10 protein-coding genes and 1 riboswitch are annotated in these 13,851 nt (G+C 48.7%); of the genes, 9 read left to right on the top strand and 1 reads right to left on the bottom strand.

What is annotated here, in order from left to right; translation table 11 throughout:
• Positions 1-302: 302 nt before the first annotated feature.
• The 9 genes from ACUXV2_RS18850 to ACUXV2_RS18810 all read left to right on the top strand — a co-directional run bounded on the left by ACUXV2_RS18850 (position 303) and on the right by ACUXV2_RS18810 (position 13,091).
• A complete protein-coding gene (locus ACUXV2_RS18850) occupies positions 303-1,442 on the top strand; it encodes an acyl-CoA dehydrogenase (RefSeq protein ID WP_446244683.1) in 1,140 nt (379 codons plus the stop codon).
• A gap of 202 nt (positions 1,443-1,644) precedes the next feature.
• Complete coding sequence (locus tag ACUXV2_RS18845; RefSeq protein ID WP_446244682.1) at positions 1,645-2,298, top strand: TetR/AcrR family transcriptional regulator; 654 nt, start codon at positions 1,645-1,647, stop codon at positions 2,296-2,298.
• Positions 2,295-5,561 carry a fused isobutyryl-CoA mutase/GTPase IcmF gene (gene icmF, locus ACUXV2_RS18840; protein WP_446244681.1) on the top strand — a complete coding sequence of 1,089 codons (3,267 nt, stop codon included), beginning with the start codon at positions 2,295-2,297 and terminating at the stop codon, positions 5,559-5,561. The genes ACUXV2_RS18845 and icmF overlap by 4 nt, the downstream gene beginning before the upstream one ends.
• Before the next feature lie 334 nt (positions 5,562-5,895).
• Positions 5,896-6,090 (top strand): hypothetical protein, encoded by a 195-nt coding sequence (locus ACUXV2_RS18835; RefSeq protein WP_446244680.1) that lies wholly within the window; start codon positions 5,896-5,898, stop codon positions 6,088-6,090.
• Positions 6,091-6,381: 291 nt separating this feature from the next.
• On the top strand, positions 6,382-6,963 hold the full coding sequence (gene rpoE, locus ACUXV2_RS18830; protein ID WP_446244679.1) for a DNA-directed RNA polymerase subunit delta: 582 nt from the start codon (positions 6,382-6,384) through the stop codon (positions 6,961-6,963).
• A gap of 384 nt (positions 6,964-7,347) precedes the next feature.
• A complete protein-coding gene (locus ACUXV2_RS18825; RefSeq protein ID WP_446244678.1) occupies positions 7,348-8,952 on the top strand; it encodes a CTP synthase in 1,605 nt (534 codons plus the stop codon).
• A gap of 244 nt (positions 8,953-9,196) precedes the next feature.
• A riboswitch (SAM riboswitch) is annotated at positions 9,197-9,303 on the top strand.
• Between the two features lie 193 nt (positions 9,304-9,496).
• Positions 9,497-10,582, top strand: coding sequence for a sugar ABC transporter substrate-binding protein (locus ACUXV2_RS18820; RefSeq protein ID WP_446244677.1), 1,086 nt, complete (start codon positions 9,497-9,499; stop codon positions 10,580-10,582).
• Between the two features lie 18 nt (positions 10,583-10,600).
• Complete coding sequence (locus ACUXV2_RS18815; protein WP_446244676.1) at positions 10,601-12,133, top strand: sugar ABC transporter ATP-binding protein; 1,533 nt, start codon at positions 10,601-10,603, stop codon at positions 12,131-12,133.
• The gene (locus ACUXV2_RS18810) at positions 12,102-13,091 is read left to right on the top strand and encodes an ABC transporter permease (RefSeq protein ID WP_446244675.1); all 990 of its coding nucleotides are present in this window, start codon (positions 12,102-12,104) and stop codon (positions 13,089-13,091) included. The genes ACUXV2_RS18815 and ACUXV2_RS18810 overlap by 32 nt, the downstream gene beginning before the upstream one ends.
• A gap of 53 nt (positions 13,092-13,144) precedes the next feature.
• Here ACUXV2_RS18810 and ACUXV2_RS18805 read toward each other — a convergent pair whose 3' ends face one another.
• Positions 13,145-13,666, bottom strand: coding sequence for a DUF2529 domain-containing protein (locus ACUXV2_RS18805; RefSeq protein ID WP_446244674.1), 522 nt, complete (start codon positions 13,664-13,666; stop codon positions 13,145-13,147).
• Between the last annotated feature and the right edge of the window lie 185 nt (positions 13,667-13,851).

Raw genomic sequence — 13,851 nt, 5'->3', positions numbered from 1 at the left:
GTGGCCAATGTGAGACTTGTCCAGCTACAGAGCTTAGAGGCACATGTCATAAGTCGACTCGTCCAAGAAGGCAAAGAACGCCTTCGTGGCCGATTCGCCTTATGCCACACGCCTCTTACCAAAGCCTTTCCGCTTTTCTAGCCCGCAGGAGCGTAGCGACGAGGAGGCTCACCAACCGCCCGCGGAAAGCGAAGTCTTCCACGGAAATCAACAGCGGTGATTACACTTGTGCCTGATTGAAAACCACATTTTTAAAAAAATTATCAAAAAAATAGATACCAACAAAGATGGGAGAAGAGATCATGAATTTTAAGTTGTCTGAAGAGCATGAAATGATTCGCAAGATGGTACGCGATTTTGCGCGCAATGAGGTTGCGCCGACTGCTGCGGAGCGCGATGAGGAAGAGCGCTTCGATATGGATATCTTCCATAAGATGGCGGAACTCGGCTTAACGGGGATCCCTTGGCCGGAAGAGTACGGCGGAATCGGAAGTGACTATCTTGCATACTGCATCGCGGTAGAGGAGCTTTCAAGAGTATGTGCATCAACAGGTGTAACATTATCTGCCCACACATCCCTGGCAGGATGGCCGGTTTACAAATTCGGTAATGAAGAACAAAAGCAGAAGTATCTCCGCCCGATGGCGCAAGGGGAGAAAATCGGTGCATACGGATTGACTGAGCCGGGTTCAGGATCGGATGCAGGCGGCATGAAAACGACTGCCCGTCTTGAAGGCGACCACTACGTTCTAAACGGCTCCAAGATCTTCATCACGAACGGCGGAATCGCTGATACGTACATCGTATTCGCATTGACGGATCCATCGTCACGCCAGCGCGGAACGAGTGCGTTCATCGTGGAGAAGGATTTTGAAGGCTTCTCTGTCGGTAAAAAAGAGAAGAAACTGGGCATCCGTTCATCTCCAACGACGGAAATCGTCTTTGAAGAGTGTAAAGTGCCGAAAGAGAACCTTCTTGGTAAAGAAGGGGAAGGATTCAAGATTGCGATGATGACACTTGACGGCGGCCGTAACGGAATTGCCGCTCAGGCAGTCGGAATTGCACAGGGAGCGCTTGATGCGTCCATCGACTATGCGAAAGAGCGCGAGCAGTTCGGCAAGCCGATCGCTGCGAATCAGGGGATTTCTTTTAAAATCGCTGACATGGCGACATCCATCGAAGCTTCCCGTCTATTAACCTATCAAGCAGCATGGCTTGAGTCGGAAGGTCTTCCTTACGGGAAGGAATCTGCGATGTCTAAGCTGATGGCAGGGGATACGGCGATGAAGGTGACGACGGAAGCCGTCCAAATCTTCGGCGGATACGGCTACACGAAGGATTATCCTGTTGAACGCTATATGCGTGACGCGAAGATCACTCAAATTTATGAGGGAACTCAGGAAATCCAGCGTTTGGTTATTTCCCGTATGGTAACGAAATAAAGAGAAGGTTGATGAAGCTGAAGGTGCCGTCCTGCAGGGCGTTAGAGCTCACTGCCGGCATCTCAAGCGGCAATCAACACTAATCTGAGATATGTATTAAAGGGGTATGTTTCCATATATAAACCGCCCGCTCCGTTGGGGGACGAAGCAGGCGGATGTAAGAGGGGTCAATGGGAGAATGTGATAAAGGCGGTCGGTACGATTGGATAAAAAAAGAGAAGTGCATGCTTCTGTCAAAGATGAACGTTTAGTGGAAAAGAGGCGTGATCAGATGATCCGGGGAGCCGTCTCTCTTTTTAAACAGAAGGGGTTTCACCGCACCACGACGAGAGAGATTGCCAAGGCCGCCGGATTCAGCATCGGAACGCTTTATGAGTATATACGAACAAAGGAAGACGTTTTGTATCTAGTCTGTGACAGCATTTATGAGCAGGTTCGATTGGAGCTTGAGGAGCTCGATATCGGCCAGGGTACGCTGGACGGCCTCAAGCTCGGCATCGCCCATTATTTTCAGGTGATGGACCGGATGCAGGACGAGGTCCTCGTCATGTATCAGGAGGCGAAGTCGTTATCGAAGGACGCACTTCCGTATGTCCTCCGAAAAGAGCTTGAGATGGTCGCGATGGTTGAGAAGCTGATCGTCCGCTGCGTCGAGACGGGGGAGCTTGAGCTTGATGAAAATCAGATCCACATGCTCGCGCAGAATGTATTCGTCCAGGGGCAGATGTGGGGATTCCGCCGCTGGGCACTGCAAAAGAGGTTTTCACTCGAGGAGTACATCGATCTGCAAATCGAACTGCTTTTTGCTGGTGTCATAGGTTTTGAAAAACAAAGGAGAACAGGGGGAGTACGATGAGTACGGTTGAAGTATATAAGCCAAAGCACCATGTCCGTTTTGTGACGGCATCGAGCCTTTTTGACGGACATGATGCGTCGATCAACATTATGCGTCGGATTATCCAGGCAAGCGGATCAGAGGTTATTCACTTAGGTCATAACCGTTCCGTGGAAGAAGTGGTGAACGCTGCGATCCAGGAGGATGTACAGGGGATTGCGATTTCCTCCTATCAAGGCGGACACGTCGAATATTTTAAATACATGTATGATTTGTTAAAAGAAAAAGGGGCTTCCCACATCCGCATCTACGGCGGTGGCGGCGGGGTTATCATCCCGCGTGAAATCAAGGAGCTTCATGAATATGGGATCGCCCGCATATTCTCACCTGAAGACGGCCGACAGCACGGACTTCAGGGGATGATCAACCAGATGATCGAGGAATGTGATTTTCCTACTATTGAAGGAACCGTCAATTCAGAGGTTGAGAAGCTCTCGACTGGTGACGTGAATGCCGTTTCCAAGCTGATTTCACTTGCTGAGTATCAGGTTGGTGCGAATGAAGAGGTAGCGGCAACGGCTCAGACGGTTTTCTCTGAAATTAAGACTCTTGCGAAAAAGGTGCCGGTACTCGGGATTACAGGAACCGGAGGCGCAGGGAAAAGTTCACTGACGGATGAACTGATTCGCCGCTTCATCAACGAGCTTCCGGAGAAAAAGATTGCGATTCTATCGATCGACCCGACGAAGCAGAAGACGGGCGGTGCGCTTCTTGGCGACCGTATCCGCATGAACGCGATCTTCAATCCGCGTGTCTACATGCGCAGCCTTGCCACTCGTGGTTCAAAGACCGAACTTTCGCTTGCGATCAAGGATGCCATCAACGTGGTAAAAGCGGCTGGCTACGATCTCGTTGTCGTCGAGACGAGCGGAATCGGGCAGGGGGATGCGGAAATCGCAGAAATCTGTGACATGTCCATGTATGTGATGACGAGCGAATTCGGTGCGCCGTCACAGCTTGAGAAAATCGATATGATCGATTTTGCAGACCTGATCGTCATCAACAAATTCGAGCGCAAAGGCTCCGAGGATGCACGCCGTCAAGTTCAGAAGCAGTATCAGCGCAGCCATATGCTGTTTGATAAGGATCTTGATGAGATGCCGGTGTACGGAACGATCGCGAGTCAGTTCAACGATCCGGGAACGAATGCACTGTTTGCGGCAATCGTGGAAACAGTGAATGAGAAGATGAAGCTCGACTGGAAAACAAGTTTTGGCAAGAACGTCGATGTTGAAAAACAGAACGTGATCATTCCGAATAACCGCCGTTATTATTTGAGAGAGATCGCGGATACCGTCCGCAACTATCATAAACAAGCGGAAGAACAGGTGAAACTTGCACGCCGTCTGTTCCAAATTGAAGGTGCGATGGAAGCTCTCCGTGAAAAAGAACAGAATGATGAAGTCCTTACTTCATTGAAAACGTTGAAAGAAGAAGTGGAGAATAAGCTGACAGCGGAATCCAAAGACATTTTAGCAAAATGGGAAAACTTGAAGGATACGTACAGCAAGGACAAATTCGTCACAAAGATCCGTGACAAGGAAATCGTGACCGAGCTGAAGACGAAGAGCTTGTCAGGACTCGACATTCCTAAAGTGGCCCTTCCTAAGTACAAGGATTACGGGGAAATCCTCAAATGGGTATACAGAGAAAACGTGCCGGGTTCATTCCCGTACACGGCCGGTGTGTTTCCTTTTAAACGGAAAGGGGAAGATCCGAAGCGCCAGTTCGCGGGTGAAGGAACGCCTGAGCGTACGAACCGCCGATTCCATTACCTGTCGAAGGATGATGATGCGAAACGTCTGAGTACTGCGTTCGACTCGGTGACCCTCTATGGAGAAGATCCTGATTATCGCCCGGACATTTACGGAAAAGTCGGGGAAAGCGGTGTGAGCATCTGTACGCTTGATGATATGAAGAAGCTGTATGCAGGCTTCGATTTATGTGCACCGTCAACATCCGTTTCGATGACAATCAACGGTCCGGCGCCGATCATCCTGGCGATGTATATGAACACGGCAATCGATCAGCAGATCCGAGCGAAGGAAGAAGAGCTTGGCCGCGTGCTAACGGTGGAAGAGTATGTTGAAGTGAAGGAGCAGACACTTCAAGTCGTGCGCGGAACCGTTCAGGCAGATATTTTAAAAGAAGATCAAGGCCAGAACACATGCATCTTCTCTACTGAGTTTGCGCTTCGCATGATGGGTGATATCCAGCAGTACTTCATCGATCATAAAGTGAGAAACTACTATTCTGTCTCGATTTCCGGCTACCACATCGCGGAAGCGGGAGCGAATCCGATTTCGCAGCTTGCGTTCACGCTCGCTAACGGCTTCACGTATGTCGAGTACTATTTGAGCCGCGGAATGGATATCAATAAATTTGCTCCTAACTTATCATTCTTCTTCTCGAACGGTCTTGATCCGGAGTATACGGTTATCGGCCGTGTTGCCCGCCGTATCTGGTCAACGGTCATGAGAGATAAGTACGGAGCGGATGAGCGCAGTCAGAAGCTGAAGTATCACATTCAGACGTCCGGCCGCTCGCTGCATGCGCAGGAGATCGATTTCAACGATATCCGTACGACGCTTCAGGCATTGATGGCGCTGCAGGATAACTGTAACTCGCTTCACACGAATGCGTATGACGAAGCAATCACGACACCGACGGAAGAATCCGTCCGCCGTGCGATGGCAATCCAGATGATCATCACGAAAGAACACGGTCTATCTAAAAATGAGAATCCACTTCAAGGATCATTCATTGCGGAAGAGTTGACGGATCTCGTGGAAGAAATGGTGCTGACAGAGTTCGACCGCCTGAATGACCGCGGAGGCGTGCTCGGTTCGATGGAAACCCAGTATCAGCGCGGCAAGATCCAGGAAGAATCCATGTACTATGAAATGAAGAAGCATAACGGCGAGCTTCCGATCGTCGGGGTGAACACGTACTTGAATCCTAATCCTCCATCTGAAGAACAGATGGACAGCATGGAACTTGCACGTGCGACGAAGGAAGAGAAGGAAACGCAAATCAAGAACCTGCGTGACTTCCAGGGCCGCAACGAAGATAAGGTCGAAGAAGCATTGGGACGCTTGAAGAAAGCGGCCGTCGACGGAGGCAACATCTTCGAAGAGCTGATGGAAACCGTCAAAGTGGCAAGCCTTGGGCAGATCACACGCGCCCTATATGAAGTCGGAGGACAGTACCGCCGGAATATGTAATAGAAAGAAGACTGCTGTTGTTTTGGACGGCAGTCTTTTTTTGAAGGATCGTCCCGGCGTGCATTGATATGGTAAAGGAAAGCCCGCTCATGGAGGTGGGCTGTTAAATCGAAGGCCCGTCCCAGTACACTTTAAAGCGCTAAAAGCCCGTCCCTCACTTCGCTAAAGGACTTTCTGATTTTAAGGATGATTAAAGATCAGGAAAATGGTCTATGCTGAATATACAGAAAAGTTACAATTCTTTGTATTGTGGTGATAGATGCGGGTGTTGTTTTGCTATATAATGGGTATTGGATGATTAGACCCAGAGACGACTTACACTGGATGTGAAATTGTGAGGACATTTTTACGTTATGCGCTTATTGCGGCCGGTATATATGCGGCGGCCCTGTTGTACCACTATCAGCTTGGGGCGATTCCGTTTCTTCTTCTGTCCTTCTACTTTTTTTATGAAGCGTATAAGGTGATCCGATACGGTGACAAAGAAGAAAGTGAAGAGGACGGCAGCCTTCTGAATTCACAAGAATAAAAAAATAAGAGAAAAGCCAGATAAATATAGCATAAAGTCTCTTATATTGTTTATAATGAATAATATGCTTAAAATGATAATGGCAGGATTATGCCGTTTTTTATCGGTCCCTTTTTTGATAGGGGATCACTCTTACGTTTGCTATGAATGGAGTACATAGTGTTTGAACGCCTTGCAACAGGCTTCTGCATGTTGTCGATTTTTAGCAGTCCGGTTGAACGTCCGGGCATTATGTTTGTGCTTTAGTGACTCTCCCAGTAGAGTGTGAAATAGAGAAAGGAAGTGCGTAAAGTGAGTCTAAAACAGTTATCGAAAGAAGAATTGCGACAAACATCTTTTATTGAACTGGCACACGAGATCATGGCGGAAAAGAAACAAGCCATGACATTTAAAGAGGTGTTGAACGAAATTACAAGTCTACTTGAAATCCCTCAATCAGAGGTTAAGAGCCGCATGGTTCAATTTTATACAGACCTGAACATCGACGGACGCTTCATTGCGCTTGGCGAGAACCGCTGGGGACTGCGCGAATGGTATCCGGTTGATCAAATCGAAGAGGAAACCGTTCCGACAATGAAGTCTACTAAAAAGAAAAAGTCGAAGAAGAAAGTCGACGAGGACCTTGATCTTGACGAATTCGACGATCTAGATGATGAAGATCTGGAAGACGATCTTGATTATGATGATCTCGACGATACAGACGACGATGATGATCTGACGGATGACGACGACGATGTGGATTCGGACGATGATATGGACGACCTTGATGTCGATGAAGAAGAAGAAGAGTTGGAAATCGATGAGTTCGATGATGAAATCGATGATGAAGACGAAGAAGAGTCAGATGAAGAAGAAGAGGATGAAAATCTTTAATTTTTCAGTGAATTAAGAAGATTTATCCGGCTCCATTCTATGCTTGACTTCTTTCTTTCAGGAAGGTAGTATTTTATTTGGGCTCCTTAAAAAAGGACGGATAGAGTATTCAACGCTCCCCTTACCATTTGGTAAGAGGGGCGTTTTTTATTTTTTACAGGACGGCCTGCGCGAAGGATGCAGGCTGATTCACGATTTCTCTTCCCCTTACAACTTACCATCATTTATAAATAAGAGGCTGTCTTTTAGCTGATTTTTGCCCATGATTTTATTTTGCGGGAATGGACTTCTCCTTCTTTGAACAAGATAACTTCATGACAAGGATACATAGGAGACACCCTCTACTTTTTTTGAACCAAATCATATCAAAAGGGGGACATATACATGACTAAGTATATTTTCGTAACAGGCGGCGTTGTGTCGTCACTTGGAAAAGGGATCACAGCAGCGTCCCTTGGAAGACTATTAAAAAACCGCGGAGTTTCGGTAACGATCCAGAAATTCGACCCATACATCAACGTGGATCCGGGAACGATGAGCCCGTATCAGCACGGTGAAGTATTCGTGACGGATGACGGTGCGGAAACGGATCTTGACTTAGGTCACTATGAGCGTTTCGTCGACATCAACCTGACTAAATACAGCTCTGTGACGACTGGGAAAATCTATTCCACCGTCCTGAAAAAAGAGCGCCGCGGTGATTACTTAGGCGGAACGGTCCAGGTCATCCCGCACATCACAAACGAAATCAAAGAACGCGTGTACCGTGCAGGCCGCGAAACGAATTCGGATGTGGTCATCACTGAAATCGGCGGAACGGTAGGGGATATCGAGTCTCTTCCATTCCTCGAAGCGATCCGTCAGATCAAGAGTGATGTGGGCCGTGAAAATGTGATGTACATCCATTGTACATTGGTTCCTTATATCAAAGCAGCCGGTGAAATGAAAACGAAGCCGACTCAGCACAGCGTGAAAGAATTGCGCAGCCTTGGAATCCAGCCGAACGTCATCGTCGTTCGTACAGAAATGCCAATGACGCAGGATATGAAAGATAAAATTGCGCTGTTCTGTGATATCGATAAAAATGCTGTGATCGAAGCGATGGATGCTGACACACTTTACTCAGTGCCTCTTGCCCTTCAGGCCCAGAAGCTGGATGAAATCACATGTCAGCACCTGAAACTGAACTGCCGTGAAGCAGAAATGACAGAGTGGAATGAACTGGTTGAGCGTGTAACGAATCTATCACGCAAAACGAAGATCGCCCTTGTCGGGAAGTATGTTGAACTTCAGGATGCTTACATTTCAGTTGTGGAAGCTCTTCGTCATGCCGGATACAATTTCGACAGCGACGTCGAGGTGAAATGGTTGAACTCCGAGCTTGTAGACGCTGAAAACGTAGCGGAAATGCTTGGCGATGTAGACGGAATCCTTGTACCTGGAGGCTTCGGTGACCGTGGAGTTGAAGGGAAGATCGTTGCGACTCAATACGCACGTGAAAACAAAGTTCCTTTCCTTGGCATCTGCCTTGGTATGCAGCTTGCATCTGTAGAGTATGCGCGCAACGTACTTGGTCTTGAAGGAGCTCACTCTGCTGAGCTGAACCCGGATACACCGTACCCGATCATCGACCTGCTTCCTGAACAGAAGGATATCGAAGATCTTGGCGGAACCCTTCGTCTCGGTTTATATCCATGTAAGCTGACGGAAGGTTCAAAAGCGTATGCAGCCTATGATGGAGAAGTGGTTTACGAGCGTCACCGTCACCGCTTCGAATTCAACAATCATTACCGTGAGCAAATGGAAAACGCAGGCTTCATCTTCTCAGGTACAAGCCCTGACGGACGCCTTGTGGAGATCATCGAGCTTCAAGATCACCCATGGTTCGTGGCATCCCAATTCCACCCGGAATTCACATCACGCCCGACACGTCCGCAGCCGCTGTTCAGAGACTTTATTGAAGCAAGTTTGGCTTTTGGCGGGAAGTAATAGAATAGATTTGGTTTAATATATGGGCCGCTCTCCTTTTGGGGGAGCGGTTTTTTGTTATGGGGCGGGTTGTTGTGGTTCACGAGGTGTGCAGGCGTGTCGGGTTTTGTCGTGACGACAGTCCGCACATAGAGGCTCCGTGATACCCGCCGTGAAATTATTTTAAAAAGAATATTGACAATTTTCCATCAACTAAGTAAGATATCGGTTATACGCATGCGAAGATTTTACCAATTTCATATTTCTCTTATAAAGAGTTGGCAGAGGGACTGGCCCGATGATGCCCGGCAACCTACCGTTTCGACGGAAAGGTGCTAAGACCTGCAGGAATGATTTCCTGAGTGATAAGAGTACGTTTATTGATACATAAACCTCTTTTCCCTTAGGAAAAGGGGTTTTTTGTTGTATGAAAATATCGGCGGGTACCTGCTTTTGTTCAATCAACCAGGAATCCCGGCGATGGGCTTTGTGATCGGGCGAGTGCACCGCTTCGATTCAAGGCTGTATAAAAATAAAACCATTTCGCGAGAGGAGAGTCATTTTTATGAAAAAACCGGCTTTATTATTGATCATCATCACGCTTGTGCTAAGTTTACTGGCTGCATGTCAGCCAAAGGTTTCCGAGGAGTCAAATGCTGAGGCAAGCGCGAAAAAAGGAGCATCCGATCATGAGCTTGCCGGCAAGAAAATCGCCCTGATCATGCAGATCAATTTAGGGACGTTTTCTGCCCAGTATATCGAAGGGGTGAAAGAGCAGGTTGAAAAGTTTGGCGGGAAGGTCCAGGTTTTCACTTCCGAAGGGGATCTGGCAAAGATGTCATCCAATCTCGATGCTGCCATCAACCAGAAATTTGATGGGATCCTGATCGACCATGGAACAAAGGAAGCACTTCAATCGGGTGTTGAGAAAGCGAAAGAACAGGGGATTCCCGTTGTCGTGTTTGATGCGGATGTTGAATCAGAAGGTGTGACGGTCCTTGAACAAGGTGACAGGCAAATGGCGGAACAGACGCTTAATAAGCTTTCAGAGGAGCTTGGAGGGAAAGGTGAAATCGTCAAGATCTGGGTAGCGGGGTTTGCCCCGATGGAAAGGCGCCAGGCGGCCTATAAAGAATTCCTTGATAGCAATCCTGACATCAAAGAAGTGGCTGCTTTCGGAGCGGCGACCCAGAATACGGCACTCGATACGCAGGCCCAGATGGAAGCCATTCTGAAGCAGTACCCGAATAAAGGTGATATTGACGCAGTGTGGGCTGCGTGGGACGAATTTGCAAAAGGTGCCGTACGGGCCATCGAGGCGGCGGGGAGAGAAGAAATCAAGGTTTATGGAATCGATATGAGTGATGAAGATCTTCAGATCATCCAGAAGGAAGGAAGTCCGTGGGTGGCTTCAGCTGCGGTCGATCCGAAAGATATTGGCCGTGTGCAGGTCCGTTTCCTCTATCAGAAACTATCAGGGGAGGAAACACCGCAAACGGTGAAACTTGAACCGGTCTTCATCGAACGGGATCAGCTTCCGGATGAACAGCTTACAACCGATCAGCTCCATGTGCATGTGGAAGGCTGGGGAGCAAGTGAACAAGGATACACAGCTGAACTGAAGGAACTTGAAGATTCCTTCACCGAATAAAGGAGAGGAGGGGTGGCGATGTCCGCCTTACTGGAAATGAGAGATATCTGTAAAGCTTTTTCCGGGGTGAAGGCCCTGTACGCAGCAAGATTTCAAGTGAATGAGGGGGAAGTCCATGCATTGCTCGGAGCAAACGGTGCCGGAAAGAGTACGCTCATGAAAATCCTCTCCGGGGCTTACACTCCGGACAGTGGAGACATCCTGCTTCACAATGAAAAGAAAAGCTATCAAACTCCGAAAGAAGCGAAGCAAAATGGGATCCACTGTGTCTATCAGGAAGTGGACACGGCAATTGTGCCTCAGCTTTCCGTTGCAGAAAACATTTTGCTTGACCGCCTATCAAGCGGCGGATCTTTTTTTCTGAATAAAAAGTCACTGGAAAAAGAGGCCGGCACCGTCCTTCATCGAATCGGAGCAGGGAATCTGTCCCTCGGCTCGCCCGCTTCCTCACTGAGTTTAGCTGAAAAACAATTGGTCCTGATAGCAAGGGCGCTGCTGCAGAAGGCGAAAATCCTGATCCTCGATGAGCCGACAGCTCCGCTGAGTGTAACGGAAACCGACCGGCTGTTCGAGGTCATGGAGGAATTGAAGAAGGAAGGGGTCGGGATCGTGTTCATCTCCCACCGGCTCCCTGAAGTGTTCCAGGCTGCCGACCGCATCACGGTGATGAGGGACGGCAGAACGGTGGGGATGGATGAGACAAAGGATACGACACCGGAAGCGGTGGTGGAAAAGATGCTGGGGCGTTCGTTCAAAGAAGAGTTCGGGAAGCCTCATGTCGAGAAGGGCGGGCTGCTTTATGAAGTAAAAGGTCTCGATGACGGCGGTAAACTCCGGTCGATCGACCTCCAAGTCAGGGAGGGGGAAGTAGTTGGGATTGTGGGCCTTGTCGGAGCAGGGAAAACTGAACTGGCAAAATCATTGTTCGGTGCATCTCCAGTCGTAAAAGGATCCTACTTTTTAAAAAGTAAGGAAATCAACATAGGATCTCCGCGCGATGCGGTGAAGCACGGCTTGGCGCTTGTACCTGAAGAAAGAAGGAAAGAGGGATTATTCATCCATGAATCGGTTCAGCATAATCTCAGTTTCCCTTCATTAAGGAATATTTCAAAACGCCTGTGGATCAACGGGAAGGCAGAAAGGAAGCTCGCCCGGGACAGGATCGAATCACTCGGCATAAGGGCGGCACACGAACGGATCAGCGCGAATGATCTGAGCGGTGGCAATCAGCAGAAAGTCTCGATCGGGAAGTGGCTGACGGAAGACGCTTCGGTGTTTCTGTTCGATGAACCGACAAAAGGTGTGGATGTCGGGGCGAAAAAAGAAATCTTCGGTTTGATTCAATCATTGGCTCAAAGAGGGAAAGGGATCCTTTATTTCTCTTGTGAGCTCCAAGAAATCCTGGCGATTTCCGACCGGATCCTTGTCATGTATGATGGGCGGATCGTAAAGGAATTGACGGCAGGGGAAGCGTCACAAGAAACCATTCTGCTTTATGCTTCGGGAGGGACGGCAGCGAATGAAAGGAAAGATGTTAGACTTACTATTTAAATACGGGGCCATTGTATTGATGGCAGTCATCCTGATTTTTTTCAGTTTTTATCATCCGTTTTTCTTTACGTATGGCAATTTATCTGATATTCTCAGGTCCATTTCGATTGTCACGCTGGTGGCACTGGGGGTGACATTCACCCTCGTCGTCGACGGCTTTGATCTATCTGTCGGGTCGACCGTTTCGCTTTCGACGGTGGTGACAGCTTCTTTGATGGTATGGTATGAAGCGCCATTATGGGTTGTGCTTCTCGTCCCGCTGCTGGTCGGGGCGGGAGTCGGGCTGTTCAATTCACTGCTGATCGTGAAGCTCGGCATCCCGGACCTCTTGGCCACTTTAGGGGCGATGTACATCATTTCAGGGATCCACCGCACCTATACGGAGGGGTACTCCATTTATAACAATATGCCGATGGTGAGCGGCGGAACGGCACCGGGGACATTTTCTGATGCCTTTTTGTGGATTGGCCAGGGTAAGCTGCTGGGGCTGCCGGTACCCGTCTGGATCATGCTCGTCTTTGTCGGGTTGATGTATGTCATCATGCATTTTACCCGCTGGGGGCGGATCCTGTACATGACCGGCGGGAATGCGGAAGCGTCGCGGTTGTCGGGTGTTAACATAAAGCGAGTAAAACTTATCGCCTATGTCCTGTCGGGAGTCTTTGCCTCCATCGGGGGCATCCTGTTCACAGCGAGGGTAGGATCGGGGCAGATGGATGCCGGTGCACCACTTCTGATGGAAGCGGTGGCCGCGGTGTTCGTCGGATTCTCTGTCCTCGGGGCGGGGAAACCTAACATCCTCGGCACCTTCTTCGGCGCTGCACTGATCGGTGTCCTGCTCAATGGACTGACGATGATGAACCTTCCATACTATGCGTTCGAAATCATCAAAGGCAGCGTCCTCGTACTTGCACTCGCAGTCACCTATGTTCATGCCAAGAAAGTGAAGACTGCATAAAAAACGGCCCGTCCTTCAATGCATTAAAGCATCGAGGGACGGGCCTTCAATCATTACTCGTACTCTTCTAACATCTCACGAATGACAAAACCAATCGCAAAATAGATATAGAGCGCTGCCATGCTCGTCGGCATACAGACGCGCTCGCCGATTTCCTCTCCCGGAAGCATTCCTTTGATCACCTTTGTATCGAGGTGAAGGTCGGCAAGTCCGGCGAGCCCTTCATTTTCCCCGACGAGACCGGAGATCCCCACGAACGGAATTCCTTCATCCGCCAAGCCCTTCGCAAATTCAATTGCTTCCTCATCCGTCGACAAGCGGGTCACAACGAGTACGCGGTCTGCTTCAGTCACAGGAACGGACTCATCAAACTTTTTAATAGAAGGCAGCGGCTCAGCTCCGTACAAAGCCTCAGCAGCCACAGCTTCCATCTCCCCGTAAGCCTTGATATAGATCGAGCCCTGTCCGACAGCTGCCTGCGCAAGCAGCCTTGCAGCGTCTTCTATTTCAAACTCCTGTTTCTCTGATATGCGTTTAAACAGACCCGCTAATTGGGTCGTGAACATCTTGATCATCTTTCCACTCCTCCATTTGTCGAACAATAGCCTTCGACAATCTTTGCTGTATCGCTTATTATAAAGGAAAATGCGTTTAAGTAAAATAATGGAGAAAAAGCAGGATTTTTCACCGGAGAAAGAGAAGTACTAGAAGTATGAAAACTTTAGAACGTTTTAATAGAAATAAAACTTATATAAATTTG

The organism is Rossellomorea sp. NS-SX7 (assembly GCF_052828565.1).
This window is presented reverse-complemented; position numbering and strand designations above follow the sequence as displayed.

What these genes read in the sequence shown, in the direction of transcription:
- ACUXV2_RS18810 (WP_446244675.1), top strand. Translation starts at nt 12,102, where the DNA reads ATGAAAGGAAAGATGTTAGACTTACTATTTAAATACGGGGCCATTGTA.
- ACUXV2_RS18820 (WP_446244677.1), top strand. Translation starts at nt 9,497, where the DNA reads ATGAAAAAACCGGCTTTATTATTGATCATCATCACGCTTGTGCTAAGT.
- ACUXV2_RS18815 (WP_446244676.1), top strand. Translation starts at nt 10,601, where the DNA reads ATGTCCGCCTTACTGGAAATGAGAGATATCTGTAAAGCTTTTTCCGGG.
- ACUXV2_RS18850 (WP_446244683.1), top strand. Translation starts at nt 303, where the DNA reads ATGAATTTTAAGTTGTCTGAAGAGCATGAAATGATTCGCAAGATGGTA.
- ACUXV2_RS18825 (WP_446244678.1), top strand. Translation starts at nt 7,348, where the DNA reads ATGACTAAGTATATTTTCGTAACAGGCGGCGTTGTGTCGTCACTTGGA.
- ACUXV2_RS18805 (WP_446244674.1), bottom strand. Translation starts at nt 13,666, where the DNA reads ATGATCAAGATGTTCACGACCCAATTAGCGGGTCTGTTTAAACGCATA.
- icmF (WP_446244681.1), top strand. Translation starts at nt 2,295, where the DNA reads ATGAGTACGGTTGAAGTATATAAGCCAAAGCACCATGTCCGTTTTGTG.